The following is a 24,129-nucleotide window of genomic DNA, read 5'->3' as shown; positions in this document are numbered from 1 at the left end:
CCACAGCCAGGAGGTCCCGGTGACGACACGTGGTGTGCTCTACATCCACTCCGCGCCCCGCGCACTGTGCCCGCACGTCGAGTGGGCGGTCGCGGGCGTACTCGGCGTGCGGGTCAACCTCGACTGGATCCGGCAGCCCGCCGCGCCCGGCCACTGGAGGTCCGAACTCTCCTGGCAGGGCGAGCCCGGCACCGCCTCCAGGCTCGCCTCCGCGCTGCGCGGCTGGCAGTTGATGCGGTACGAGGTGACCAGCGAGCCCTGCGCCACGGCGGAGGGCGAGCGGTACTCCTCGACGCCCACCCTCGGCATCTTCCACGCCGTGACGGGCATCCACGGCGACATCCTGATCCCCGAGGACCGGCTCCGGGCGGTGCTGCTGCGCGCCCGCAGCGAGGGCACCGACCTGGAGACCGACATCGCCCGCCTGCTCGGGAAGCCCTGGGACGACGAGTTGGAGCCGTTCCGGTACGCGGGCGAGGGCGCGCCCGTCAGGTGGCTGCACCAGGTGGTCTGACGGCACGTCGGCGGGAGCGGGCGGGTGTGCCGAAGGGGGGCGCGGGGGAAACCCCGCGCCCCCCTTCGGGTACGGCGTCAGACGGTGCGGAAGGCCAGCACCACGTTGTGGCCGCCGAAGCCGAACGAGTTGTTCAGGGCGGCGATGCGGCCCTCGACCGGCAGCTTGCGGGCCTCGTCGCGGACGATGTCCGCGTCGATGTCGTCGTCCAGGTCGACCACGTTGACGGTCGGCGGGGCCATCCGGTTGTAGAGGGCCAGCACGGTGGCGACGGTCTCGATGCCGCCGGCGCCGCCCAGCAGGTGGCCGGTCATCGACTTGGTGGCGGAGATCGCCACGTGGTCGAGGTGCTCGCCGAGGGTGCGGCGCAGCGCCTTGATCTCGGCGGTGTCGCCCTGCGGGGTCGAGGTGGCGTGCGCGTTGACGTGCACCACCTCGGACCGGTCGAGGTCGTTGCGGGCGAACAGGTCGTCGATGGCGCGGGCCACGCCGGCGCCGGTCGGCTCGGGCTGCGCGATGTGATGGGCGTCCGAGGACAGGCCCTGGCCGACGGCCTCGCAGTAGACCCGGGCGCCGCGGGCGGCCGCGTGCTCGGCGGACTCCAGGACGATCACGCCGGCGCCCTCGCCGAGGACGAAGCCGTCCCGGCCCTTGTCGTACGGGCGGGAGGCGTGCTCCGGGTCCTCGTTGTTCTTGGACATCGCCATCATGTTGGAGAAGGCGACGATCGGCAGCGGGTGGACGGCCGCCTCGGTGCCGCCGGCCACGACCACGTCGGCGCGGCCGGTGCGGATCATCTCGATCGCGTAGCCGATCGCCTCGGCGCCGGAGGCGCAGGCGGAGACGGGGGTGTGCACGCCGGCCCGGGCGCCGACCTCCAGGCCGACGTTGGCGGCCGGGGAGTTGGGCATCAGCATCGGGACGGTGTGCGGGGAGACCTTGCGGACGCCCTGCTCCTTGAGCACGTCGTACTGGTCGAGCAGGGTGGTGACGCCGCCGATGCCGGAGGCGATGACCGCGCCCAGGCGCTCGGGGGCGAGCTCGTTGGAGTCGTCGGTGGCCGGCGCCTCGAAGCCCGCGTCCTTCCAGGCCTCGCGGGCGGCGATCAGCGCGAACTGGGCCGAGCGGTCCAGCTTGCGGGCCAGCGGGCGGGGCAGGATCTCGCCGGGCTCGACCGCGACGCGGGCGGCGATCCGGACGGGCAGCTCGGCCGCCCAGTCCTCGGTGAGGGCGCGCACTCCGGACTTGCCGGCCAGCAGGCCCTCCCAGAAAGTGGCGGCGTCGCCGCCCAGCGGCGTGAAGGCGCCGATACCCGTGACGACCACGGTGCGGTTTTCAGCAGTCACTGGTTTCTTCTTCTCTCACATCTGAGGGGGAGGACCGGGGGACCGGAGGGAGGGGGGCCGGTCGGGGCGCGGCGGGCGCGCCCCGACCGGGAGCCTGACGCCAGGTCAGACGTTGGCGACGATGAAGTCCACCGCGTCGCCGACGGTCTTCAGGTTCTTGACCTCGTCGTCCGGGATCTTCGCGCCGAAGCGCTCCTCGGCGGCGACGACGACCTCGACCATGGACAGCGAGTCGACGTCCAGGTCGTCGGTGAAGGACTTGTCGAGCGCGACGTCCTCGGTCGGAATGCCGGCGATCTCGTTCACGATCTCGGCGAGACCTTCGAGAACCTCTTCGCGGGTAGCCATATCGGCTGCTCCTCTTCGGTGTTGACGGCGAGCGGTCCGGCGGACCGCCGCGGGTTTTCCAGGGGGTGGGGCGGAGAAAGAACGCCTAGGGGAGAGTAACGACTGCGGCGGCGTAGACCAGACCGGCCCCGAAGCCGATGATCAGGGCCAGGTCGCCGCTCTTCGCCTCGCCGCGCTCCAGCATCCGCTCCATGGCGAGCGGAATGGAGGCGGCGGAGGTGTTGCCGGTCTCCGCGATGTCGCGGGCGACCGGGACGTTCGGGGGCAGGTCCAGCTTCTTGACCATGGCGTCGATGATGCGCATGTTCGCCTGGTGCGGGATGAACGCGCCGAGCTGGTCGGCGGTGATCCCGGCGGCCTCCAGGGCCTGCTCGGCGACCTTCGCCATGTCGTACACCGCCCAGCGGAAGACCGTCTGGCCCTCCATCCGCAGGGCCGGCCACTTGGTCTCCTCGCCGGCGCCGTTGACGGCGTCGGGCTTGGCGAACGCGGTGTCCCAGGCCTGGGTCTGCGAGATCACGTCGGCCTGCGAGCCGTCGGAACCCCAGATCACCTTGCCGATGCCGGGGGTGTCCGAGGGGCCGACGATCGCGGCGCCCGCGCCGTCGCCGAAGATGAAAGCCGTCGAGCGGTCGGTCACGTCGGTCAGGTCGGAGAGCCGCTCCACGCCGATCACCAGCACGTACTCGGCGCTGCCGCCGCGCACCATGCCGTCGGCCAGGCTCAGGCCGTAGCCGAAGCCCGCGCAGGCGGCGGAGATGTCGAAGGACGGGGCGGTGCCGCAGCCGAGCCGCTGGGCGATCTCGGTGGCGATCGCCGGGGTCTGCTTCAGGTGCGAGACGGTCGCCACGATGACGCCGCCGATCTGCTCCGGGGAGATCCCGGCCATCGCGACGGCCTTGCCGGCAGCCTGCACCGACATCTCGGCGACGGTCTCCTCCGGGCCCGCCCAGCGGCGCTCGGCGATGCCGGAACGGGTCCGGATCCACTCGTCCGAGGAGTCGATCCAGTTCAGGACCTCGGAGTTGGGGATCACCCGGGAGGGGCGGTAGCCGCCCACGCCGAGGATGCGGGAGAACTGGGCGCCGGTGGCCGGCTTGATGGTTGCGCTCATGCGGTCTTCTCCTGGTTGCCGTGCTCGGCCACGAGTTCGCGGGCCTTGTCGAGATCGGCAGGGGTCTTCAGGGCCAGCGTGGCGACACCCTTGACGTTGCGCTTGACCAGGTTGGTGAGGGTTCCGGCGGGGGACAGCTCGATCACGGCGGTGGCGCCCAGCTGCTGCAAGGTCTCCATGCACAGGTCCCAGCGGACCGGGTTGGACACCTGCGAGACCAGGCGGGCCAGCACCTCGGCGCCGTCACCGACCACCTCGCCGTCCTTGTTCGACAGGTAGTCGACGGTCGGGTTCGCGGCCGTCAGGGTCGGCGCCAGCTTCTCCAGCCGGACCTGGCCGGGGGCCATGTGCGCGGTGTGGAACGCGCCCGCGACCTTCAGCGGGATCAGCCGCGCGCCGGCCGGCGGGTCCGCCTTCAGCGCCGCCAGCTGCTCCAGCGTGCCGGCCGCGACGATCTGGCCGCCGCCGTTGTTGTTCGCCGGAGTCACGCCGTGCTCGGCGAGCTTCGCCGCGACCTCCTCCGGGTCGCCGCCGAGCACCGCGGTCATGCCGGTCGCGGTGGCGGCCGCGGCCTCGGCCATGCCGAGGCTGCGCTCGCGCACGAAGGCCAGCGCGTCCTGCTCGGACAGCACCCCGGCCAGCGCCGCGGCGGTGATCTCGCCGACGCTGTGGCCGGCCACCGCGCCGACGGTGCCGGCGACGCCCTGCGGGAGCAGCGCCCCCGCGGTCACCAGGCCGGCCGCCACCAGCAGCGGCTGCGCGACGGCGGTGTCCTTGATCTCCTCCTCGGACGCCTCGGTCCCGGCGTGCACCAGGTCGAGGCCGGCCACGGCCGACCACTGGCGCAGCCGGTCGGCGACGCCGTCCAGTTCGAGCCAGGGGTTGAGGAAGCCGGGAGTCTGAGCACCCTGTCCAGGGGCGACGATAACGAGCACGGTTCAACCCTCTCTCGCCGGACGCCCGGGGGCGGGTAGGCGACGATGACGAAGAAAAGCACGTCGGCTTGTGGACTCCCTACAGTTCGTTCAGCCCTGATCAGGCCCGGAACCAAGTCGCCCCAGAGCAAGGGCGATGCGCAGGGTGAACGCCGAACGTACGTCTGACGGAGCATAGCCGGTGACATCAGTCACACGACGCAGCCGGTAGCGCACGGTGTTCGGGTGAACGAAGAGCATCCGTGCGGCGCCCTCCAGGGAGGACGCCTGTTCCAGATAGACACTCAGCGTCTCCAGGAGTGCCGATCCGGCTTCTTCCAGAGGTGTGTAGATCTCCTCCACCAACTGACGGCGCGCCACCTCGTCGCCCGCCAGTGCCCGTTCCGGCAGCAGGTCGTCGGCGAGCACCGGGCGCGGGGCGTCCGGCCAGGCCGCGCACGCCTTCAGGCCCTGGGCGGCGGCGTGCGCGGAGCGGGTCGCGGAGAGCAGGTCGCCGACCGTCGGGCCGACCACCACCGGGCCGGGGGCGAACTGGCCGATCAGCGCCCGGGCCGCGTGCACCGGCTCCTTGTCGCCGCCGACCACCACCACCAGGCGGCGGCCCAACACGCCGGTCAGCACGTGCAGTTTGGCGTACCGGGCGGCCCGTCGGATCGCCTCGACCACCAGTTCGCTGTCGCCGTCCGGGGCGCTGCCCATCACCACCCGCACCTGACTGGGCTGGCCCCAGCCGAGCGCCGCCGCCCGCGACAGCACGCCCTCGTCGGCGTCGCCGGACAGCAGCGAGTTCACCACCAGCGCCTCCAGCCGGGCGTCCCACGCGCCGCGCGCCTCCGCGGCCTGCGCGTACACCTGCGCGGTGGCGAAGGCGATCTCCCGGGCGTAGACCAGCACCGACTCGCGCATCCCCGCCTCGTCGCCGGGGGCGGCCACCTCCTCGATGGCCTCCTCCATCACCTCGATGGTGGTGCGGATCAGCTCCACGGTCTGCCGCAGCGTGATCGCCCGGGTCAACTCCCGCGGCGCGGTGCCGAACACGTCCGTGGAGATCGCCTGCGGCGCCTCCGGGTGCCGGTACCACTCGGTGAACGCCGCGATGCCCGCCTGCGCGACCAGGCCGATCCACGACCGGTGCTCCGGCGGCATCCGCCGGTACCACGCCAGTTGGTCGTCCATCCGGGCGATGGCCGCCGACGCCAGCTTGCCCGCGGACTTCTCCAGCCGCTTCAGCGTCGCCGCCCGCAACTCCGCGCGCTCCGACGCCAGTCTGCGCTCCTCGGCCGTCATCCGGCCCCGCCCCGGCACGCCGGAGCCGCGCGCGGCCGAGGCCGGGCGCTTGGCGGACTTCTTCTCCTGGCCCGTGTCGGCGGACGGGTCCGGGGAGGAGCGCTCGCCGGACGTCCGGTCGGATGCTTTGTCGGGTTTCGCTGAAGCGGATGGCACGGCACTAGCCTGCCTCACGCGGACGGGTGCTCGTGCACACCCGGCCCGATGTCGTTCGGTGGCCCCCGTCACACCGGCTACCGTGGAGCCCGTGAGCGTGGATTCTTCGGCCCAGGACGGGCGCGCATTCGAGACCGCCGACCCGGTGTCCGCCCCCGCCCGGAAGGAGCGCGGGCGCGCGGACCTGCGGCGCACCGCCGAACGCCACCTGTCGGAACCCGCCGAAGGCATCACCACCCGGCACGCCTTCTCCTTCGCCGGCCACTACGACCCGAAGAACACCTCCTTCGGCGCGCTGCTGGCCTGCAACGAGGAGACCCTCGCCCCCGGCGCCGGCTACGACGCGCACCGGCACAGCGAGACCGAGATCGTCACCTGGGTGGTGTCCGGCGCGCTCGCCCACCGCGACGACGCGGGCCATGCCGGTGTGGTCCGCCCGGGCATGGTCCAGGTGCAGTCCACCGGCACCGGCGTCACCCACACCGAACGCAACCTCGGCGGTGCGGCGGCCCCGGTGACGTTCCTTCAGATGTGGCTCCAGCCGGACGAGTTCGGCGCGCCCCCCACGGTCGGCCTGCGGTCGGTCCCGGAGGGCGACGGGCTGACGCTGCTCGCCTCCGGGCGGGCCGGCGACGACGCGCTGCGGCTGCGGCGATCGGACGCAGCGCTCTGGCTGGTCCGCGCCCCCGCATGGGCGGCGCTGCCGGTCCTGCCGGCGGCGCCGTTTCGCTACGTGCACGTCGTCTCGGGCTCCCTCGGCTACCGCACCGTCCCCGGTCCTCAGGGCGGCGGCCGCTCGGCCGCCGCCGGGGACTCCGTCCGCATCACGGGCGACGCGTTCGCGGACCCGACGGCGGGCGACACGGGCGTCGAACTCCTGCTCTGGGAGATGCACACACCCGTGCAGTACGGGTGATCGCGAGCGGAGCGGCGACCCCGACCGGGCGGTTCGCTAGCCGAGCTCGGCGAGGACCGCGTCGCTGAGCCGGGGCCAGGCCTCGGCGGCCCACGGGCCGAAGTCGCGATCGGTGAGGGCGAGGCAGGCGAGGTCGGCGGCGGGGTCGACCCAGAGGAAGGTGCCGGACTGGCCGAAGTGGCCGTAGGTGGCCGGGGAGTTGGCGGCGCCGGTCCAGTGCGGGGTCTTGTGGTCGCGGATCTCGAAGCCGAGGCCCCAGTCGTTGGGGCGGCGGTGGCCGAAGCCGGGGAGGACGCCGCTGGTGCCGGGGAAGGCGACCTCGCGGGTGGCGGTGCGCAGGGTGGCCGGGTCGAGCAGCTTGGGGGACTGCAGCTCGGCGGCGAAGCGGGCGAGGTCGGCGGCGGTGGAGAGGCCGCCGGCGCCGGCGGGTGCGCGGTGGGCGGTGTTGACGAGGGTGGCGTGCATCCCGAGGGGCTGGAAGACGGCTTCCGCGGCGTACTGGGCGAACGGGATGCCGGAGGCGTGTTCCAGGGTGGCGGCGAGGACGTCGAAACCGGCGTTGGAGTAGAGGCGGCGGTTGCCGGGCTCGGCCATCACGCGGTGCTCGTCGAAGGCCAGGCCGGAGGTGTGGGCGAGCAGGTGGCGGACGGTGGAGCCGTCCGGGCCGGCCGGGTCGTCGAGTTCGAAGACGCCCTCCTCGACGGCGATCAGCGCGGCGTAGGCGCTGAGCAGCTTGGTCACCGACGCGAGCGGGAACAGGTGGTCCTGCGGTCCGTGCGCGCCGAGCAGCGCGCCGTCGCTCCCGCGCACCACCGCCGCCGCGGCGTTGGGTACCGGCCAGTCCTCGATCATCCGCAAGCTCTGCATGGGTCGCACTCTATCCAGGGCGGCGGCGGCCCGGTCGGGTGTCGGGCGTGCCACGCTTGCTTGGAGTGCGCTCTAACTCAGTAGCGTCGTCGTTGTCGCCGAGACGGGGGTCAGTTCCGATGGCAGGGTCCGCACAGCAGGTCACGGAGTGCGAGCAGGCGTTCCGCGCGCCGGGCGCGGTGCCCGACCTGACGCCGCGTCACGGGATCAGCGAGGTGTCCGCGACCAGCGGGCTGTCCGCGCACACGCTGCGCTGGTACGAGCGGATCGGGCTGCTGGAGCCGGTGGACCGCTCGTCCGCGGGGCAGCGCCGGTACAGCGACGCGGACCTGGCCCGGCTGGCGTTCCTGACCAAGCTGCGGCTGACGGGGATGCCGGTGGCCGACATGGTGCGGTACATCGAGCTGGTCCGGGCCGGGGACGGGACGCGGGCCGAGCGGCGGGAGCTGCTGGTCGCGCACCGGGAGGAGGTGCGGCAGCGGCTCGCCGACCTGTACGCCACGCTCGCCGTGATCGACAAGAAGATCGATCTGTACGGCGCGCCGCCCGGGCCGGTCCCCGGCGACGAGCAGGACCGGGAAGCACTGTTGAACGACGCAGAGGACAGGAAGAGCGCATGAGCAGCAGCATGGAGACCACTCGGCTCGGCACCGCCGGCCCGGTCGTGGGCGTGCAGGGCCTGGGTTGCATGGGGATGAGCGAGTTCTACGGTCCGACCGACACCGAGGAGGCGCTGGCCACCCTGGAGCGGGCGCTGGAGCTCGGGGTGACGCTGTTCGACACCGCCGACATCTACGGCTCGGGTGCGAACGAGGAGCTGATCGGCCCGTTCGTCCGGGCGCACCGCGACCGGGTGGTGCTGGCCACCAAGTTCGCCATCGAGCGGCGGGCCGACGACCCCTCCTACCGGGGCATCAACAACGACCCGGCGTACATCCGCCGGGCGGTGGACGCCTCGCTGGGCCGCCTCGGCGTGGACGTGATCGACGTGTACTACATGCACCGCCGCGACCCGCAGGTGCCGCTGGCCGAGTCGGTCGGCGCGATGGCGGAGCTGGTGCGGGCGGGCAAGGTGCGTCACCTGGGCCTGTCCGAGGTGACCGGGCCGGAGCTGCGGGAGGCGCACGCGGTGCACCCGATCGCGGCGCTGCAGTCGGAGTGGTCGCTGTTCGCCCGGAACGTGGAGCGCACCGCGGTGCCGGTGGCGGCGGAGCTGGGCGTGGCGCTGGTGCCGTACTCGCCGCTCGGCCGCGGCTTCCTGACCGGGGCGTTCGCCGACGCCGGGCAGCTGGGCGCGGACGACTACCGCCGGCACCTGCCGCAGTTCACCGGCGCCAACGCGGCCGGGAACGCGGAGCTGATCGCCCCGGTGAAGAAGATCGCCGCGGAGCGCGGGGTGACGGCCGCCCAGGTCGCGCTGGCCTGGGTGCAGCAGCGCGCCGAGGTGCACGGCCTGGCCGTGGTGCCGATCCCCGGTACCCGCAAGCGCACCCGGCTGGCGGAGAACGTCGCGGCCACCGGGCTGCGGCTGAGCAAGGAGGAGCTGGCGGAGCTGGAGCCGATCGCGGGCCGGGTGTCCGGCGACCGCTACGCCGACATGAGCTCGACGGCGGACGCCCGGGACGTCTGACGGGCGGTCAGCCCTGGCTCTCCGAGGGGCCGCTGACGTCCCCGTAGTGGCCGAGCGCGATGGCGGCGAAGTTGTGCCGGCTGGCGGTTCCCTCGGCCAGGTAGCCGTTGTGGCCGTTGGCGCCCAGCGAGGAGATCGACATCGCGCCGAACGCGTGGGTGGTCGGGTCGGCGCCGTGCCCGAGGCCGCCGACCTCCAGGTAGGGGACGTTGCCGATCCAGTCGCCGGCGTTGCGGGCCGCCCACACCTGGACGCCGGTGCCGAGCTCGGCGGCCGACTCGACGCCCATCCCGGGGCTGCCGAACGCCACCAGGTCGGTGGCCTGCGCCCCGTGCACCGTCGGGGCGGCGGTGCCGCACACCACCGACCCGTACGAGTGGCACAGCAGCGCGGGCGGCGCGTCGGGGCGGGTGGTCTGCTTCAGCCCGCCGAGCAGCCGCTCCAGCCGCGGGGCGGCGGCCTCGGCGAGGCGGGAGGTGACGGCGTCCGGGCCGAGGCCCTGCGGGGTGACGTAGCCGGTCCAGGCGATCACCGCGGTGCGGGTGCCGGGGGACTGCGCGTGCTCCTCGGCGTACAGGGCGCGGGCCATGCCGGCGGGGGAGCGCAGCGGCTCGGCGGTCTGGTCGAAGTGGCCGAGGTCGGCGTCCGAGCCGGGCACCAGGACGGCGACCCGCTGGGCGGTCGCCAGGTCGCCCCACACCTCGGTGACCAGGCCGCGGCCGCGCGGGTCGAAGGCGAGGATCTGCCGGCCGTCGGCGAGCAGCCGCTCCGAGTCGTTGGCGCGGGAGGTGGCGAGCGCGCGGGCGGTGGCGTCCAGCGTGAGGTCCTGGCCGCGCTGCCGGGCGCGGTCCCGCTCGGCGGTGATCGCCACCCGGTTGGCGCGGTACCGGGCAGCCAGCGGCGCGCCGTCCAAGTTGCCCACCACCAGCGGGTATTCGGCGATCAGCCGGTCCAGCTCGGCGGGGGTCAGCGAGGCGAAGAAGGCGGCGACGGCGGCCGGGTCGGCGGTGGCCGGGTCGGGCAGCTCGCGGCCGAAGGACTCGTCCAGCACCCAGGCGGCGCTGCCGGCGGGCGGGGTGGTGATCGCCAACTGCTCGTTGGAGGCGGCGGCCTGGGCGGCCGCGGCGCCGGCGTCCACCAGGACGGCGGCGCCGGCGAACACGCTGATCATGAGGCGCTTGATCCGCCTGCGGCGCCGGGCGTCCACGACGAGGATCCGCTTGATCCGCCTGCGGTGCATCGCGTCCACTCCCTCGGGCCGGTACATCGCGGCGGGACGGGCCCGACGGTGCTGTGACTGCCAACTACTAGTCAGCCAGAGTAGAGGGCGGCCGACCCCGGAGGCAGGGAGCAAACTGTGTTCCCCGTCACATTCCCCCGGACGCTACTCGCCGTACTCCTTCAGCACCTTCTTCGGCGCGACCGAGCGCCACGCCTCGGTGAGCAGTTCGCGCAGTTCCTCGGTCTCGACGCCCGCCAACTGCACCCGCACCCAGCCGAACCGGCCGGTGTAGGGGGCCACCGCGAACACCTCCGGCGCGGCGGCGATCAGCTCGGCCTGCTCCTCCGGCCGGGCCTTCACCGACGCCGCCCCGGACTCCGGGGCGCCCATCGCGAAGATCTTCCGGCCCACCCGGAAGGTCACCTGCTCCCAAGTGATCTCCCGGTGGGCCCGAGGCAGCGCCAGGGCCAGTGCGCTCAGCTCGTCGAAGGTCGCCATGGCCGTCAGCGTACGGGTCCGCGCCGACATCCGACGGACCGTCAGGCCCGGGGTCACACCGCGCCGAGCGCGTACACCGCGAACAGCGCCGCCCCCGCGGCCGCCACCGCCCGCCAGGTGCGCGAGGGCCACGGCCCGTCGAAGCGCCGAGCCCAGCGGCCGATCAGCGCCAGCACCGCGCCGAACACCGGCAGCCAGGCCAGCCGGGCCAGCGCCCACGGGCCGGAGTCGGGGGCGGCGGTCAGACCGGGCACCGCGCCCAGGTGCGACGCCGCCAGCGCGGTCAGGAACATCGCGCTCTGGTGCCAGCAGAAGATCGTCATCGCGCCCAGGTTGACCACCACCACCGGCAGCCACAGCAGCGGACGGCGCAGCAGCCGGCCCAGCCGGTCCTTCAGCAGCATCGCCGCCCCGCCCTGCACCGAGGCCAGCGCCAGCACCAGCAGGGACGGCGGGTGCGAGTTGGTGCGGGCCGCCCCCGGCACGCCGACCATGCTCGCCGGGTAGTGGAACACCAGCAGCAGCACCGCGAACAGGGCAGCCCCGCCGAACGCCACCAGCTTCGCCCCCGTCCGGGAGATCCGGCCGTGCGCCCAGTCCACCCCCAACTGGTAGGCGAACAGCCAGCCCGGCAGCAGGTTCAGCAGGCTCAGCCACCCCGGCATCGCCGCGCCCCACGGCCCGTACCGCAGCAGGTCCACCGCCGCGACCGCCGCCAGCAGCACCGCCGAGGCCCAACCGCCCAGCCGCGCGCCGAACCTGACGCACAGCGGGGTGAGCGCCGTCAGCACCAGGTACATCGCGATGTACCAGAGCGGCTGCACCATCAGCACCGCCCCGGTGCGCACCGTGCCGGCCGGCACGCCCAGCCCGCGCAGCAGCGGGACCAGCGCCGCCCACACCGCGGCCACCCCCAGCACCGGCCGCACCAGCCGCAGCACCCGGCCGCGCAGCCACTCCCCGGCGCCCACGCCCCGTTCCGCCGCCCGTTTCCACGACAGCGCGGACGCCCGCCCGCCGACCAGGAAGAACACCCCCAGCATCTGCAGCACCCAGCTCAGCGGCGCCATGAACGGCAGCGCCCCCAGCGGGCTGGCGTTGTGCAGCACCCCGCCGGTGGCGGTGAAGCCGCCCAGCAGCCAGTGCCCGACGGGCACCGAGAGCAGCGCGAGGGCGCGCAGCCCGTCCAGGGCGCGGTCGCGGGCGGCGGGGGTCCTGGCGTCGACGGTGGCGGCGGTACGGCGGAGCGCGGTCATGGTCAGCACGGGGATCTCCTCGTCGAGGGGGCGTCAGGAAGCGGAGGGGGAGCCGGTCAGGGCGAGCGCGGCGAACGCCGCCAGCGAGGCCGAACCCGGCGCGAAGTAGCCGCTGTGACCGTGCGACCCGGCGGACGGCAGCAGCCGGGCGTGGAACTCGGCGGCCGTCGGGTCGGCGCCGTGCCCGAACCCGAACAGCGAGACGTTCGGCACCTCGGAGATCCAGTCCTCCGCGTTGCGCCGCACCGCCCACACCGGGACGGCCACCTGCTCGGCCCGCTCCAGGCCCATCCCCGGCGAGGCCAGCACCACCAGCTGCGAGACCAGCCGCGGATCCGGCTCGGACCGCCCGCACACCACCGACCCGTAGCTGTGGCAGAACAGCGCCACCGGACCGGTCACCGGCGCCAGGCCCGCCACCAGCCGGTCCAGCCGCTCCGCCCCCGCATCGGCCAGTTCCTCGCGGGCCACGTCCACCCCGAACCCGCGCGGCGTCGGGTATCCGGCCCACGCCACCACCGCCACCCGGTCACCGCTCGCGGCGCGCAGCGAACGCGCCATCCCGGCGAGGGTGTCGTAGCCGTCGGCGGAGCCGCGGTCGTAGGTCGTCAGGTCGACGTCCGCCCCGGGCACCAGCACGGCCGTCCGGCCGTCGTGCGCGAGGTCCCCGAACACCTCGGCGACCTGGCCCCGGCCGCGCGGGTCGAAGGCGAGCAGCTGACGACCGCTCAGGCCGGCGTACCGGGAGGCCTTCGCGGCGGCCGCCGCACGTTCGCCCTCCGAACGGGACGGGTCCTCGGCGCGGGACTGCTCCTTCGCCCGCTCCTCCTCGACGGCCAGCGCGTTGGCCCGCAGCCGCAGCGCGACCGGCGCGCCGTCCAGGTTGCCGACCACCTGCGGGTGGCGCACCGCGAGGGCGTCCCGCTGGGCGAGCGGCAGGGTGTCGAAGAACGCGGCCACCTCCGCCGGCGAGGACGTCGCCGGTTCCGGCAGCCGCACCCCCAGCGTGGTGTCCGCGTCCCACGCCGCGACCCCCGGCGGCCCCGTCAGCGGCGTCGGACCCTCCGCCGACGCCCACGACCCCACTCCCAGCACCGCCACCAGCACCAACCCGGCGACGGCCGTCCCCCGACGCAGACGCGACAGCATCGGCTCCTCCTCTCGTTCGGCAACGAGGAGGAAGGTAGGAACCCGACACCGGGCGGAGCGTCACCCCGCAGAGCCAAGCCGGAGGTCATACCCCGGCGGTAGCCGGGGGCGCTCCCTAGGCCGTTCCGGGCTGGACCAGGCCGCTCTCGTAGGCGAGGACCACGGCCTGGGCGCGGTCGCGGAGGTCGAGCTTGGCGAGGATCCGGCCGATGTGGGTCTTGACGGTCTGTTCGGCGAGGACCAGGTGGGCGGCGATCTCCTGGTTGGAGAGGCCGCGGGCGATGAGTTCGAGGACCTCGGTCTCGCGGGGGGTGAGCCCGTTGAGGCGCAGGCGCGGGTCGCGGCGCGGCGCGGGCCGGTTCCTGGCGAAGTCGGCGATCAGCCGACGGGTGACGGACGGCGCGAGCAGCGCGTCGCCGGCGGCGACGACGCGGACGGCGGCGATCAGGTCGGCGGGCGGCGCGTCCTTGAGCAGGAAGCCGGACGCGCCGGCCCGCAGGGCCTCGTACACGTAGTCGTCGACGTCGAAGGTGGTGAGCATCAGGACGCGCGGGCGGTGCACCACCCCCGGCGGGGGGTCGAGGAGGCGGCGGGCGGCTTCCAGGCCGTCCATCTCGGGCATCCGGACGTCCATCAGGACCACGTCGGGGTGGGTGCGTCCGCTGACCTCCAGGGCCTGCCGCCCGTCGGGCGCGTCGCCGACCACGTCGATGTCGCTCTGGGCGTTCAGCAGGGCGGCGAATCCGGCGCGGACCATCGCCTGGTCGTCGACGATGAGGACGCGGATGGTCATTCGGTGGTCTCCCCTGAGGCGGCGTCAGCGGGCCCGGCCGCCCGGACGTCGAGCGGCAGGACGGCGGTCACCCGGTAGCCGCCGCCGGTGGTCGGGCCGGTGTCCAGGGTGCCAGCCAGCAGCCGGACGCGCTCGCGCATTCCGACCAGGCCCTGCCCGGTGGAGCCGGAGGTCTCGACGGCGGGGGCCGCGCCGGGCGGCGGGGCGTTGTCGACCAGCACGGTGAGCGCGCCGTCGGCGGCGGTGATCCGGACCTCGGCGGCGGCGCCGGGCGCGTGCCGGACCACGTTGGCGAGGGCCTCCTGGACGATCCGGTACGCGGACAGGCCGACCGCCTCGGGCACCGGGTCGAGGGCGTGGACGCCGTCGTCGACGGCGAGTTCGGCGCGCACCCCGGCCTGGGCCACCGTGGCGAGGAGTCCCGGCAGGTCGGCGAGGCCGGGCTGGGGGGTCTTGTCGGCGCCGGTGCCGGCGGTCCGCAGCACGCCGAGCAGGCGGCGCATCTCGGCGAGCGAGCCGCGGGCGGCGGTGGCGATCTGGCCGAACTCGTCGACGGCGGCCGCGGGCAGGCCCTCGATCCGGTAGGGGGCGCTGTCGGCCTGGACGGCGATCACCGACATGTGGTGGGCGACCACGTCGTGCAACTCGCGGGCGATCCGCGCGCGTTCCTCCAGCAGGGTGCGTCCGGCGCGCTCGGTCTCGGAGATCTGCTCCTGTTCGGCGAGCCGCCGCTGGGCCTCGCCGCGCCCGCGCAGGCTCCAGCCGAGCAGCAGCACCGCCCCGGACACCGCGCAGGCGACCACCGAGGAGCCGTCGAAGTTCTCGTTGAAGACGGTCCAGGCGAGGCTGCAGCCGAGGAAGGTGACCGTCCAGACGGCGAGCAGGGTGCGGCCGCGCTCGCGGACCGCGAGCAGGACCATCAGGAACAGGTACGACAGCAGCGTGGTGACCGGCCACGGCCAGGGCTGCTCGGCGGCGGCCCCGTGGGTGGCGATCGCACCGACCACCACGGACGGCGCGACCAGCTGCCAGGCCGCCAGCGGCCGGGTCAGCGCCAGCCCCAGCGCCCCGGCCTGCACCACGGCGAGCGCGGTGGCCAGCGAGGGGTTCACGCCGTAGTACTCGGTGAGCCCGACGATGCCGGTGGGCAGCAGCGAGCCGACCATGGCCAGCACCACCCCGTACGGCACCGCCCGGACCCACCGCCTGCGGGCGGTGGACAGCGGCGGCCGGCGGTCCGGGACGGGCTCGGACAGGGCGCGGAGAAACTCGTTCCAGGTGCTCACCGGGCCGAGGGTAGAGCGGGGTCGTCCCGGTGTCCTCATACTCCGGTAGCGCGCCCCGGGTGATACCCGGGTACTACCCGGGGCCGGTCAGCGCCAGGAACCCGCCAACGCCGGTCCGAGCTGGTCGAAGTGACGCTCTATCAGGGCGAGCATGCCGTCCATGCCCTGGGTGTGCGCGTCCGGCTCGGCCGCGTACGACAGGTGGGAGATCCGCACCACGGTGCCGAACACGGCGGCCAGCAGGCGGGGGCGCAGGTCGACCTCCGGGTCGAGGCCCTCGCGGTCGGCGAGGATCCGGGCCACCTCGACCTCCTGCTGGATGGAGTGCCGCAGGTGGGCGGCGAGCAGCGTCGGGGTGGACTCGATCAGCTCGAACAGCTCCAGGGCGGCGGTGGTGGAGCCGCGCTGGGCGCCCCGCTCCTGGTCGATCGCCTGCCACACCTCGCGGACCGCGCCGCGCATCGCCTCCAGCGGGTTCTCCCCGGCCGGGCGGGCCCGCAGGCAGTCCAGGAACGCCTCCTCGGCCTCGGCCAGCACGGCGAGGGCGACCTCCTCCTTGTTGGCGAAGTACCGGAAGAAGGTGCGCTGGGAGACCTCCACCTCGGACGCGATCTCGTCCACCGTCGTCCGCCCGTAGCCGTGGCAGAGGAACAGCCGGTGGGCGGCGCCGACCAGGGCGTCCCGGGTGCGCCGCTTCTTGCGTTCGCGCAGGCCGACGGACTGCGGGTCGGCGGCGGTGGTGGGGGTGGCCATGGGCCAACGATACCGCCGGTCCTGCCACATGGCATCAAGTGACACGAGTCACCGTTTGTCGAATGTCAGTGGCTGACATAATGTTCCCGGATGGCGGTGCCCGGTCGTTCTGGAGCTCGTGGGGACGGGCGAGGGCCCGGGTGCCGCCGGTCCGTCGCAGCGCTCCCGCCACACCACACGAACGGGGAAGTCCCGAGCCATGAGCCAGTCCGTAGTACTCGACAAGGAGGCGGCTCCGGCCGCGGGGGGAAAGCTGCGGGGACACCCCTGGCTGACCCTGCTCACGGTCGCCGTCGGCGTGATGATGGTGGCCCTCGACGGCACCGTCGTCGCCATCGCCAACCCGGCCATCCAGACCGACCTGAAGGCCTCGCCCGCCGACATCCAGTGGGTGACCAGCGGTTACCTGCTGGCCCTCGCGGTCTTCCTGATCACCGCCGGCAAGATCGGTGACCGGTTCGGCCACCGCAACACCTTCCTGGTCGGCGCGGTCGGCTTCGCCGCCACCTCCGCCGCGATCGGCTTCGCCGGCTCGATCCAGCAGGTGATCTTCTTCCGGGTGCTGCAGGGCCTGTTCGGCGCCCTGCTCCAGCCCGCCGCGCTCGGCCTGCTCCGCGGGGCGTTCCCCGCCGACAAGCTCAACATGGCGATCGGCATCTGGGGCGGCGTCATCGGCGCCTCCACCGCGGCCGGCCCGATCGTCGGCGGCCTGCTGGTCGAGCACGTCAACTGGGAGTCGGTGTTCTTCATCAACGTCCCGGTCGGCATCATCGCGCTGGTCCTCGGACTGCTGATCCTCAAGGACGTGCGCGCCGAGAAGGCCGCCAAGTCCTTCGACGTCCCCGGCATCGTGCTGCTCTCCGGCGCGATGTTCATGCTGGTCTGGGGCATCATCAAGGCCCCTGGCTGGGGCTGGGGCGACCCCGCCACCCTGCTCTTCCTGGGCGGCGCGGTGCTCGCCCTGGTGGTCTTCGCGGTCTGGCAGAACTACGCCAAGGAACCGCTGATCCCGCTCGCGCTGTTCCGCTCGGTGCCGCTCTCGGCCGGCACCCTGCTGATGGTGCTGATGGCCTTCGCGTTCTTCGGCGGCATCTTCTTCGTCACCTTCTACCTGCAGAACGTGCACGGCATGGCCCCGGTCGACGCCGGCGTCCACCTGCTCCCGATGACGGGCATGATGATCGTCGGCGCCCCGCTGGCCGGCTTCCTGATCGGCAAGGTCGGCCCGCGCATCCCGATCGTCGGCGGCATGCTCTTCACCACCGCCGCCATGCTCGGCATGTCCACCCTGGACATCCACTCCGGCAACGGCGTGATGGCCCTCTGGTTCGTCCTGATGGGCCTCGGCCTGAGCCCCGTCATGGTCGGCGCCACCGAGGTCATCGTCGGCAACGCCCCGCTGGAGCTGTCCGGCGTGGCCGGCGGCCTGCAGCAGGCCGCGATGCAGGTCGGCGGCAGCCTGGGCACCGCCGTCCTCGGCGCGGTGATGGCCTCCAAGGTCACCAGCACGCTGCCCGACAAGTGGGCCGCCACCGGGGTTCCGTTCCCCACCGGCGAGCAGGGCGAGCAGCTCAAGCAGGCCGCCCAGCTGGGCATCGCCCCGCCGGCCCCGGCCGACACCCCGGCAAACCTCGTGCAGGGCATGGCCGACGCGGTCCACTCCTCCTTCGTGAGCGGCATGAGCGTGGCCTTCGTGGTCGCCGCGATCGTCGCCGCGGCGGCGGCCGGCCTCGGCCTGCTCACCCGGCGCGGAGCGAACGACGCCGGCCCGGCCGTGCACATCTGACGATCCGTCAACATCCCTGCGGGGCCGGGCCGGTGCAGCCCGGCCCCGTGCCGGTCCGGCGGCCCGGCCCGCGGAGGTTCAGTGGCGCGGGAACGCCCCAGCACGACCCCCACCCAGCGCAACGCCTGCCCCACCGCTCACCCTCCGCCCGTCCGGGTCGAGCACGAACCTCAATGGGGAGGCAAGAACGCCCGAGGGCCGGGCTCCGATCGGGCGCACCGCCCCCGGGGCCTGTCCGGTCGTGCACATCCGACCCGGCGGGACGTGCGGCCGGGCGTTCGAGCAGGTGCACTAGGGTGCCCTGCGTGAGTGAGCAGAGAACACAGGGACGCCGCCGGGCCGAGCGGGCAGCGGCGTTCCTCGGGCGCCGGTGGGTCTTCGGCCCGCTGGTGGGCCTGGCCGCCGCGCTGGTGATGGTCCTCCGGATCTTCCACCACGGGGCGATCGGCCTGGCCGACAACGGGGACGGCCCGAGCCGGATGTGCGCGCTGGACGCCAAGGTGCACCTCGACGAGGGCTCCTGGTGGTGGTTCAGGTACGCCAACTTCCGCTACGACCACGCGCTGCCCGGCGAATGTCCGCCCGGCAGCCGTTATCCGGGCAGCGGTCAGTGGATGCCCGAGCTGGCCCGGCCGGTCAGCCGGCTGCTCGGCTACTCCGCCTACTTGGACCTGCGGGCGCAGGCACTGCTCTGGTGCGGCCTGGTGGGCCTGGCGTTCGCGCTCTTCGCGGTCGCCCTGCGCGGCCGACTGCTGCTGCGGCTGCTGGTCTGCGCGGCGCTGTTCGTCGTGGTCGGCGACTCGGTGGTGGCGAACTACGCCGGCTCGCCGTTCAGCGAACTGGCCGGGCTGACCGGCCTGCTGTTCGCCACCGCCGGCGCGATGCACCTGGGCGGCTCGCCCCGGGCACGGCTGCTGGGCCTGGCGGTGTTCACGGTCGGCGCCGTCACGGTGGTGGCCTCCAAGATGCAGGCGCTGACGATGGCGGTCCCGTTCCTGGTGCTGCTGCTGGCCTGCCGCGTCCCAGTCGGCCGGTGGACCGGCCGGCTCCGGGACCGGGCGCTGCCGCTGGTCGCGGCGCTGGTCGTCGGGGCGGCCGGGGTGCACACGCTGGTGTACCAGATGGAGGCGTTCAAGGAGATCAACCGGACCGAGATGATCTTCGTCGGGATCATGGGCAAGAGCTCCGACCCCGCCGCGGACGCCGTCGACCTCGGCCTGCCCGCCGACTTCGGGCAGTACGCCGGGATGAACTGGTGGGGCGAGAAGGCCCCGCAGAAGGACCCGCGCTGGCCCGAGGTCAAGGACCGGATCACCTACGCCAACATCGGCGGCTACCTGCTGCGCCACCCCGGGGTCGCGCTGCGGATCGCCGACGGCGGCCTGGACGACTTCGCCGCCGCCCGCCCCGGGAACCTCGGCACCTACCCGGTCGCCGCGGGGAAGCCGGCGGGCGCCCAGGAGCACCGCCTGGCCCTGTACACGGGCTTCCTGCGCACCCTCGGCGGCGGCTGGGTGCTCGGCCTCCAGGTCGTGCTCGCCGCGGCCGGGGCGTGGTGGCTGCGCCGCAGCGGGGGCAACCCGCGCCGGCGGGCGGTCCTGGCGCTGATGATCTGCCTCGGCGGGGTGACGCTCACCCAGTTCGCCACCGCCATGTACGGCGAGGCGATCGAGAACACCAAGCACCTGATCTACGGCGTCTTCGCCACCGGGCTGTCCTTCGTGCTGGCCGCGGCCGCGCTCCTCACCACCCCGGCCGACGGGCCCGCCCCCTCCGCCGCCCCGGACACCGAGCGGACCCGGCGCCGCAAGCGGGTCACGACCGGCTGACCGCCGCCCTGCAACGCCCGAGGGCCGGGCCCCCGCGTGGTGCGGGGGCCCGGCCCTCGGGCGTTGCAGGGGCGGATCAGGCGTCGCCGCCGGCGGCGCCCGGGTCGGCGGCCGCCACGTCCAGCAGCTGGTAGCGGTCGATCGCGGCCTTCAGCACCGAGCGGTCGATCCTGCCCTGCTTGGCCAGCTCGGTGAGCGTGCCGAGGACGATCGACTGGGCGTCGATGTGGAAGAAGCGACGGGCCGCGCCGCGGGTGTCGGCGAAGCCGAAGCCGTCGGCGCCCAGCGACTGGTACTGGCCGGGGACCCAGCGGGAGATCTGGTCCGGAACGGCGCGCATCCAGTCGGAGACGGCCACGAACGGACCCTCGGCCCCGGAGAGCTTGGTGGTCACGTACGGGACGCGCTGCGGCTCCTCGGGGTGCAGGAGGTTGAACTCCTCCGCCTCGACGGCGTCGCGGCGCAGCTCGTTCCAGGAGGTGGCCGACCAGACGTCCGCCTTGACGTTCCACTCCTCGGCGAGGATGCGCTGCGCCTCCAGGGCCCACGGCACCGCCACGCCGGACGCGAGGAGCTGCGCGGGGATCTGGCCGGCGTCGCCGTCCTTGAGCTTGTACAGGCCCTTGAGGATGCCGTCGACGTCGACGCCCTCCGGCTCGGCCGGCATCTTGATCGGCTCGTTGTAGACCGTCATGTAGTAGAAGACGTCCTCGCCGTGCGGGTGCTCGGCGGAGGAGCCGTACATGCGGCGCAGACCGTCCTGGACGATGTGCGCGATCTCGTAGCCGTAGGCCGGGTCGTAGGCGACCACACCGGGGTTGGTGGAGGCCAGCAGGTGCGAGTGCCCGTCGGCGTGCTGCAGGCCCTCACCGGTGAGGGTGGTGCGGCCGGCGGTGGCGCCGATCACGAAGCCGCGGGCCAGCTGGTCGGCCATCTGCCAGAACTGGTCGCCGGTGCGCTGGAACCCGAACATCGAGTAGAAGACGTACACCGGGATCAGCGGCTCGCCGTGCGTCGCGTACGAGGAGCCGGCGGCGATCAGCGAGGCGGTGCAGCCGGCCTCGGAGATGCCGTCGTGCAGCATCTGGCCGGCCGGGGACTCCTTGTACGCCAGCAGCAGCTCGCGGTCGACCGACTCGTAGGTCTGGCCGAGCGGGTTGTAGATCTTGGCGGACGGGAACAGCGAGTCCATGCCGAAGGTGCGGTACTCGTCGGGCGCGATCGGCACGAAGCGGTTGCCGATGCCCTTGTCCCGCATCAGGTCCTTGAGCACCCGGACGAACGCCATGGTGGTGGCGATGGTCTGGTTGCCGGAGCCCTTCTTGACCGCCTTGTACGCCTCGTCGCCCGGGAGTTCGAGCTTGCGCGGGCGGACCTTGCGGGTGGGCACGTAGCCGCCGAGCTCCTCCCGGCGGTCGTGCATGTACTGGATCTCCTCCGAGTTGCGGCCCGGGTGGTAGTAGGGCGGGTAGCCCTCGTCGAGCTGCTTGTCGGTGATCGGCAGGTGCAGCCGGTCGCGGAAGCGCTTCAGGTCCTCGACCGTCAGCTTCTTCATCTGGTGGGTGGCGTTGCGGCCCTCGAAGTTGGGGCCCAGCGTCCAGCCCTTGACGGTCTGCGCGAGGATGACGGTCGGCTGGCCCTTGTGCTCGCGGGCGGCCTTGAACGCGGCGTAGACCTTGCGGTGGTCGTGGCCGCCGCGGCCCAGGTGCTGGATCTGCTGGTCCGTCATGTTCTCGACCATGGCGCGCAGGCGCAGGTCGCCGCCGAAGAAGTGCTCGCGGATGTACGAGCCGGTCTCGGTGGCGTAGGTCTGGAACTGGCCGTCCGGGGTGGTGTTCAGCTTGTTGACGAGGACGCCGTCGCGGTCCTGCGCCAGCAGCGGGTCCCAGGAGCGGTCCCAGACCAGCTTGATGACGTTCCAGCCGGCGCCGCGGAACTGCGACTCCAGCTCCTGGATGATCTTGCCGTTGCCGCGGACCGGGCCGTCCAGGCGCTGCAGGTTGCAGTTGACCACGAAGGTCAGGTTGTCCAGGCCCTCGCGGGCGGCCAGCGACAGCTGGCCGAGCGACTCGGGCTCGTCCATCTCGCCGTCGCCGAGGAAGGCGTACACCTGCGAGTCGGAGGTGTCCTTGATGCCGCGGTGCTCCAGGTAGCGGTTCATCCGGGCCTGGTAGATCGCGCCGAGCGGGCCGAGGCCCATCGAGACGGTCGGGAACTCCCAGAAGTCCGGCATCAGCCGCGGGTGCGGGTAGCTGGACAGGCCGTACGGCGCCTTGGACTTCTCCTGGCGGAACGCGTCGAGCTGCTGCTCTGTCAGTCGGTCCAGCAGGAAGGCGCGGGCGTAGATGCCGGGCGACGCGTGGCCCTGGAAGAAGACCTGGTCGCCGGACTCGCCGTCGGCGTCCTTGCCGCGGAAGAAGTAGTTGAAGCCCACGTCGTAGAGGGACGCGGAGGAGGCGAAGGTGGCGATGTGGCCGCCGACGCCGATGCCGGGGCGCTGGGCGCGGGAGACCATGACGGCCGCGTTCCAGCGCGTCGCGTTCAGGATCTTGCGTTCGATCTCCTCGTTGCCGGGGAAGAACGGCTCGTCCTTGGTGGCGATGGTGTTGACGTAGTCCGTGCTGCGCATCTCGGGCACGGCGACGCGCTTCTCGCGGGCGCGCTCGATCAGCCGCAGCATCAGGTAACGGGCACGCTCGCGCCCGCGCTCGTCGATGGCAGCGTCAAGCGACTCCAGCCACTCCGCGGTCTCCTCGGGATCGAAGTCCGGGACCTGGCTCGGGAGGCCGCCAATGATGATCGGGTTGCGATCGGATCCGGAAGCCACGCTGTTCCTTCACTGTCGGTCGAAACTGAGTTGTCGCGCCGCCTCCATCGTGCTACCGCATTCGGAGATCCGTCATATCTACCGATCGGTAACCGTTCCGCCTGATGGGCGGCGCGGTCAGGAGGTGGTCCGACCTGGGACCCCGGCCGGACGATGGCGGCCGGTCGGGATGAGGGCCAACAGGAGACTCTACGCCCGGACCCTCCTCCGCCCCGAATGCCGTTCGCATCTCGGGCAGGCGTACGGGGTGTGGACCGGCTGTTCGCGGGCAGGAGACGAAGCATCCATGTCGGTGCGCAGGTGGGCATACCGGTGCGATTGCGGTCACAATGGGCGGCGGGTTGCTGCGCGACGCGTCAACCTTTGGGTGGGATCGGGGGTCGGGTACTTGCGCGAACCGCCGCTCCCGTGTGGACTACGGCCACAGCCTCGGCATGGACGCCGAGCCGAATACTGGAGGTTATTCCCGTGAGCGCGACCGCGGACCCCGCGGACAAGTCCAACCCGGCTCTTCGTCTGGGCTTCGAACAAGGCCAGGTCATCCAGGAGCTCGGGTACGACGAAGACAGTGACCAGGAGCTCCGTGAGGGCATCGAGGACATCACTGGCACCGAACTCGTCGACGAGGACTACGACGACGTCGCCGACGGCGTCCTGCTGTGGCACCGCGACGAGGACGGGGATCTCACCGACGCCCTGGTCGACGCCTTGGAGTACCTGGCGGAGGGCGGCCTGATCTGGCTGCTGACCCCGAAGACCGGCCGTGACGGGCACGTCGAGGCGCACGAGATCGCCGACGCCGCCAAGACCGCCGGCCTGTCGCAGACCAGCTCCGTGGCGATCGCCAAGGAGTGGGCGGGCACCCGGCTGGCCACCCCGAAGGCCTCGAAGGCCGGCAAGCGCTGACCTTCGGAGCACGACCCGCGGCGGGCCCCGCCGGAGCACTCCTCCGGCGGGGCCCGCCGGCGTTTCGGCCGAGCGCGCCACCGTGTTCTCTCAGGGCGAAATCCGGGTTCGGCGGCCGGGGTCGGCTCACCCGAACGGCCGAACGAGGCCCGCCGGATGCGAAGATTCCCCTGCCCGCACCACCCGTTCAGGCAGGAAGGCCCCAGCATGACCATCGAGATCGGCGCCCAGGCCCCGGACTTCGAGCTGAAGAACCAGCACGGCGAGTCGGTGAAGCTCTCCGACTTCCGCGGCGACAAGAACGTCGTCCTGGTCTTCTACCCGTTCGCCTTCACCGGGGTCTGCACCGGCGAGGTCTGCGAGATCCAGAAGGAGCTGCCGCGCCTGCAGAACGACGAGGTCCAGGTGCTCGCGGTCTCCAACGACTCGCCGTTCTCGCTGCGGGTGTTCGGCGACCAGCAGGGCCTGGAGTACCCGCTGCTGTCGGACTTCTGGCCGCACGGCGAGGTCTCCCGGGCCTACGGCGTCTTCAACGAGGACAAGGGCTGCGCGGTCCGCGGCACCTTCGTGATCGACAAGGCCGGCGTCGTCCGCTGGAGCATCGTGAACGGCCTCCCGGACGCCCGCGACACCCAGGAGTACCTGGCCGCCCTCGGCGCGCTCTGACGCCCCCTGCGGCGGCTCCCGGTCCCGGTCCGGCCCGATATTCCG

Annotated in this window: 22 protein-coding genes; 8 read left to right on the top strand and 14 right to left on the bottom strand. The window is 73.1% G+C overall.

Annotated features, from left to right (window positions below; all coding sequences use genetic code 11):
- The first annotated feature begins 19 nt into the window (after positions 1 to 19).
- The gene (locus BX266_RS11245) at positions 20 to 514 is read left to right on the top strand and encodes a DUF3145 domain-containing protein (protein ID WP_099898990.1); all 495 of its coding nucleotides are present in this window, start codon (positions 20 to 22) and stop codon (positions 512 to 514) included.
- Between the two features lie 77 nt (positions 515 to 591).
- Here the strand turns inward: BX266_RS11245 and fabF are convergent, their stop codons facing one another.
- The 5 genes from fabF to BX266_RS11220 all read right to left on the bottom strand — a co-directional run bounded on the left by fabF (position 592) and on the right by BX266_RS11220 (position 5,544).
- Complete coding sequence (fabF, locus tag BX266_RS11240) at positions 592 to 1,860, bottom strand: beta-ketoacyl-ACP synthase II (RefSeq protein ID WP_099898988.1); 1,269 nt, start codon at positions 1,858 to 1,860, stop codon at positions 592 to 594.
- A 105-nt stretch (positions 1,861 to 1,965) separates the two neighbouring features.
- The gene (locus tag BX266_RS11235; protein ID WP_014135627.1) at positions 1,966 to 2,208 is read right to left on the bottom strand and encodes an acyl carrier protein; all 243 of its coding nucleotides are present in this window, start codon (positions 2,206 to 2,208) and stop codon (positions 1,966 to 1,968) included.
- Between the two features lie 85 nt (positions 2,209 to 2,293).
- Positions 2,294 to 3,322 (bottom strand): beta-ketoacyl-ACP synthase III, encoded by a 1,029-nt coding sequence (locus BX266_RS11230; protein WP_099898986.1) that lies wholly within the window; start codon positions 3,320 to 3,322, stop codon positions 2,294 to 2,296.
- Positions 3,319 to 4,257, bottom strand: coding sequence for an ACP S-malonyltransferase (locus BX266_RS11225; protein WP_099898985.1), 939 nt, complete (start codon positions 4,255 to 4,257; stop codon positions 3,319 to 3,321). The genes BX266_RS11230 and BX266_RS11225 overlap by 4 nt, the downstream gene beginning before the upstream one ends.
- A gap of 90 nt (positions 4,258 to 4,347) precedes the next feature.
- Complete coding sequence (locus BX266_RS11220) at positions 4,348 to 5,544, bottom strand: CdaR family transcriptional regulator (RefSeq protein ID WP_099907699.1); 1,197 nt, start codon at positions 5,542 to 5,544, stop codon at positions 4,348 to 4,350.
- A gap of 247 nt (positions 5,545 to 5,791) precedes the next feature.
- Between BX266_RS11220 and BX266_RS11215 the strand changes: the two genes are divergently transcribed.
- Complete coding sequence (locus BX266_RS11215; RefSeq protein WP_259464653.1) at positions 5,792 to 6,616, top strand: pirin family protein; 825 nt, start codon at positions 5,792 to 5,794, stop codon at positions 6,614 to 6,616.
- A 36-nt stretch (positions 6,617 to 6,652) separates the two neighbouring features.
- Here BX266_RS11215 and BX266_RS11210 read toward each other — a convergent pair whose 3' ends face one another.
- The gene (locus BX266_RS11210; protein ID WP_099898983.1) at positions 6,653 to 7,483 is read right to left on the bottom strand and encodes a serine hydrolase; all 831 of its coding nucleotides are present in this window, start codon (positions 7,481 to 7,483) and stop codon (positions 6,653 to 6,655) included.
- A 119-nt stretch (positions 7,484 to 7,602) separates the two neighbouring features.
- Between BX266_RS11210 and BX266_RS11205 the strand changes: the two genes are divergently transcribed.
- Both BX266_RS11205 and BX266_RS11200 read left to right on the top strand, forming a co-directional pair.
- Positions 7,603 to 8,103, top strand: a complete 501-nt coding sequence (locus BX266_RS11205; RefSeq protein WP_099898981.1) for a MerR family transcriptional regulator — start codon at positions 7,603 to 7,605, stop codon at positions 8,101 to 8,103.
- Positions 8,100 to 9,113 carry an aldo/keto reductase gene (locus BX266_RS11200; protein ID WP_099898979.1) on the top strand — a complete coding sequence of 338 codons (1,014 nt, stop codon included), beginning with the start codon at positions 8,100 to 8,102 and terminating at the stop codon, positions 9,111 to 9,113. The genes BX266_RS11205 and BX266_RS11200 overlap by 4 nt, the downstream gene beginning before the upstream one ends.
- A gap of 7 nt (positions 9,114 to 9,120) precedes the next feature.
- Here BX266_RS11200 and BX266_RS11195 read toward each other — a convergent pair whose 3' ends face one another.
- From BX266_RS11195 to BX266_RS11165, 7 genes are all read right to left on the bottom strand, one after another.
- The gene (locus tag BX266_RS11195) at positions 9,121 to 10,353 is read right to left on the bottom strand and encodes an alpha/beta hydrolase (RefSeq protein ID WP_099898977.1); all 1,233 of its coding nucleotides are present in this window, start codon (positions 10,351 to 10,353) and stop codon (positions 9,121 to 9,123) included.
- 144 nt (positions 10,354 to 10,497) lie between these two features.
- Positions 10,498 to 10,833, bottom strand: a complete 336-nt coding sequence (locus BX266_RS11190) for an MmcQ/YjbR family DNA-binding protein (RefSeq protein WP_099898975.1) — start codon at positions 10,831 to 10,833, stop codon at positions 10,498 to 10,500.
- Positions 10,834 to 10,886: 53 nt separating this feature from the next.
- Positions 10,887 to 12,089: an acyltransferase gene (locus BX266_RS11185; RefSeq protein ID WP_099907695.1), complete on the bottom strand. Its 1,203-nt coding sequence runs from the start codon at positions 12,087 to 12,089 to the stop codon at positions 10,887 to 10,889.
- A 33-nt stretch (positions 12,090 to 12,122) separates the two neighbouring features.
- Positions 12,123 to 13,238 (bottom strand): alpha/beta hydrolase, encoded by a 1,116-nt coding sequence (locus BX266_RS11180; RefSeq protein WP_099898972.1) that lies wholly within the window; start codon positions 13,236 to 13,238, stop codon positions 12,123 to 12,125.
- A gap of 115 nt (positions 13,239 to 13,353) precedes the next feature.
- A complete protein-coding gene (locus BX266_RS11175) occupies positions 13,354 to 14,031 on the bottom strand; it encodes a response regulator transcription factor (RefSeq protein ID WP_099898970.1) in 678 nt (225 codons plus the stop codon).
- Positions 14,028 to 15,317 carry a sensor histidine kinase gene (locus BX266_RS11170; RefSeq protein WP_259464652.1) on the bottom strand — a complete coding sequence of 430 codons (1,290 nt, stop codon included), beginning with the start codon at positions 15,315 to 15,317 and terminating at the stop codon, positions 14,028 to 14,030. The genes BX266_RS11175 and BX266_RS11170 overlap by 4 nt, the downstream gene beginning before the upstream one ends.
- An 87-nt stretch (positions 15,318 to 15,404) precedes the next feature.
- Positions 15,405 to 16,070, bottom strand: a complete 666-nt coding sequence (locus tag BX266_RS11165) for a TetR/AcrR family transcriptional regulator (RefSeq protein WP_099898966.1) — start codon at positions 16,068 to 16,070, stop codon at positions 15,405 to 15,407.
- Positions 16,071 to 16,269: 199 nt separating this feature from the next.
- Here BX266_RS11165 and BX266_RS11160 point away from each other — a divergent pair, with 199 nt between their 5' ends.
- Positions 16,270 to 17,856 carry an MFS transporter gene (locus BX266_RS11160; protein ID WP_099898964.1) on the top strand — a complete coding sequence of 529 codons (1,587 nt, stop codon included), beginning with the start codon at positions 16,270 to 16,272 and terminating at the stop codon, positions 17,854 to 17,856.
- A gap of 305 nt (positions 17,857 to 18,161) precedes the next feature.
- Positions 18,162 to 19,685 (top strand): hypothetical protein, encoded by a 1,524-nt coding sequence (locus tag BX266_RS11155; protein WP_143686906.1) that lies wholly within the window; start codon positions 18,162 to 18,164, stop codon positions 19,683 to 19,685.
- A 76-nt stretch (positions 19,686 to 19,761) separates the two neighbouring features.
- Here the strand turns inward: BX266_RS11155 and aceE are convergent, their stop codons facing one another.
- Entirely contained in the window at positions 19,762 to 22,512 is a 2,751-nt protein-coding gene (aceE, locus tag BX266_RS11150; protein ID WP_099898960.1) for a pyruvate dehydrogenase (acetyl-transferring), homodimeric type, read from the bottom strand.
- 468 nt (positions 22,513 to 22,980) lie between these two features.
- Here aceE and BX266_RS11145 point away from each other — a divergent pair, with 468 nt between their 5' ends.
- Together BX266_RS11145 and BX266_RS11140 are read left to right on the top strand one after the other, a co-directional pair.
- Positions 22,981 to 23,418, top strand: a complete 438-nt coding sequence (locus BX266_RS11145) for a DUF3052 domain-containing protein (RefSeq protein WP_099898959.1) — start codon at positions 22,981 to 22,983, stop codon at positions 23,416 to 23,418.
- A 207-nt stretch (positions 23,419 to 23,625) separates the two neighbouring features.
- On the top strand, positions 23,626 to 24,084 hold the full coding sequence (locus tag BX266_RS11140) for a peroxiredoxin (protein ID WP_099898957.1): 459 nt from the start codon (positions 23,626 to 23,628) through the stop codon (positions 24,082 to 24,084).
- Positions 24,085 to 24,129 lie beyond the last annotated feature (45 nt).

Origin of the sequence: Streptomyces sp. TLI_171 (genome assembly GCF_003610255.1) — a bacterium.
Taxonomy (GTDB): Bacteria; Actinomycetota; Actinomycetes; order Streptomycetales; family Streptomycetaceae; genus Kitasatospora.
The sequence above is the reverse complement of the archived record's forward strand: the minus strand, read 5'-3'. Positions and strand labels throughout refer to the sequence as shown.

Excerpts from the sequence above, each read along its gene's own strand:
- BX266_RS11160 (WP_099898964.1), top strand. The coding sequence starts at position 16,270 with ATGAGCCAGTCCGTAGTACTCGACAAGGAGGCGGCTCCGGCCGCGGGG.
- BX266_RS11190 (WP_099898975.1), bottom strand. The coding sequence starts at position 10,833 with ATGGCGACCTTCGACGAGCTGAGCGCACTGGCCCTGGCGCTGCCTCGG.
- BX266_RS11185 (WP_099907695.1), bottom strand. The coding sequence starts at position 12,089 with ATGACCGCGCTCCGCCGTACCGCCGCCACCGTCGACGCCAGGACCCCC.
- BX266_RS11230 (WP_099898986.1), bottom strand. The coding sequence starts at position 3,322 with ATGAGCGCAACCATCAAGCCGGCCACCGGCGCCCAGTTCTCCCGCATC.
- BX266_RS11165 (WP_099898966.1), bottom strand. The coding sequence starts at position 16,070 with ATGGCCACCCCCACCACCGCCGCCGACCCGCAGTCCGTCGGCCTGCGC.
- BX266_RS11220 (WP_099907699.1), bottom strand. The coding sequence starts at position 5,544 with ATGACGGCCGAGGAGCGCAGACTGGCGTCGGAGCGCGCGGAGTTGCGG.
- BX266_RS11200 (WP_099898979.1), top strand. The coding sequence starts at position 8,100 with ATGAGCAGCAGCATGGAGACCACTCGGCTCGGCACCGCCGGCCCGGTC.
- BX266_RS11195 (WP_099898977.1), bottom strand. The coding sequence starts at position 10,353 with ATGCACCGCAGGCGGATCAAGCGGATCCTCGTCGTGGACGCCCGGCGC.
- BX266_RS11180 (WP_099898972.1), bottom strand. The coding sequence starts at position 13,238 with ATGCTGTCGCGTCTGCGTCGGGGGACGGCCGTCGCCGGGTTGGTGCTG.
- BX266_RS11210 (WP_099898983.1), bottom strand. The coding sequence starts at position 7,483 with ATGCAGAGCTTGCGGATGATCGAGGACTGGCCGGTACCCAACGCCGCG.
- BX266_RS11235 (WP_014135627.1), bottom strand. The coding sequence starts at position 2,208 with ATGGCTACCCGCGAAGAGGTTCTCGAAGGTCTCGCCGAGATCGTGAAC.
- BX266_RS11205 (WP_099898981.1), top strand. The coding sequence starts at position 7,603 with ATGGCAGGGTCCGCACAGCAGGTCACGGAGTGCGAGCAGGCGTTCCGC.
- BX266_RS11140 (WP_099898957.1), top strand. The coding sequence starts at position 23,626 with ATGACCATCGAGATCGGCGCCCAGGCCCCGGACTTCGAGCTGAAGAAC.
- BX266_RS11175 (WP_099898970.1), bottom strand. The coding sequence starts at position 14,031 with ATGACCATCCGCGTCCTCATCGTCGACGACCAGGCGATGGTCCGCGCC.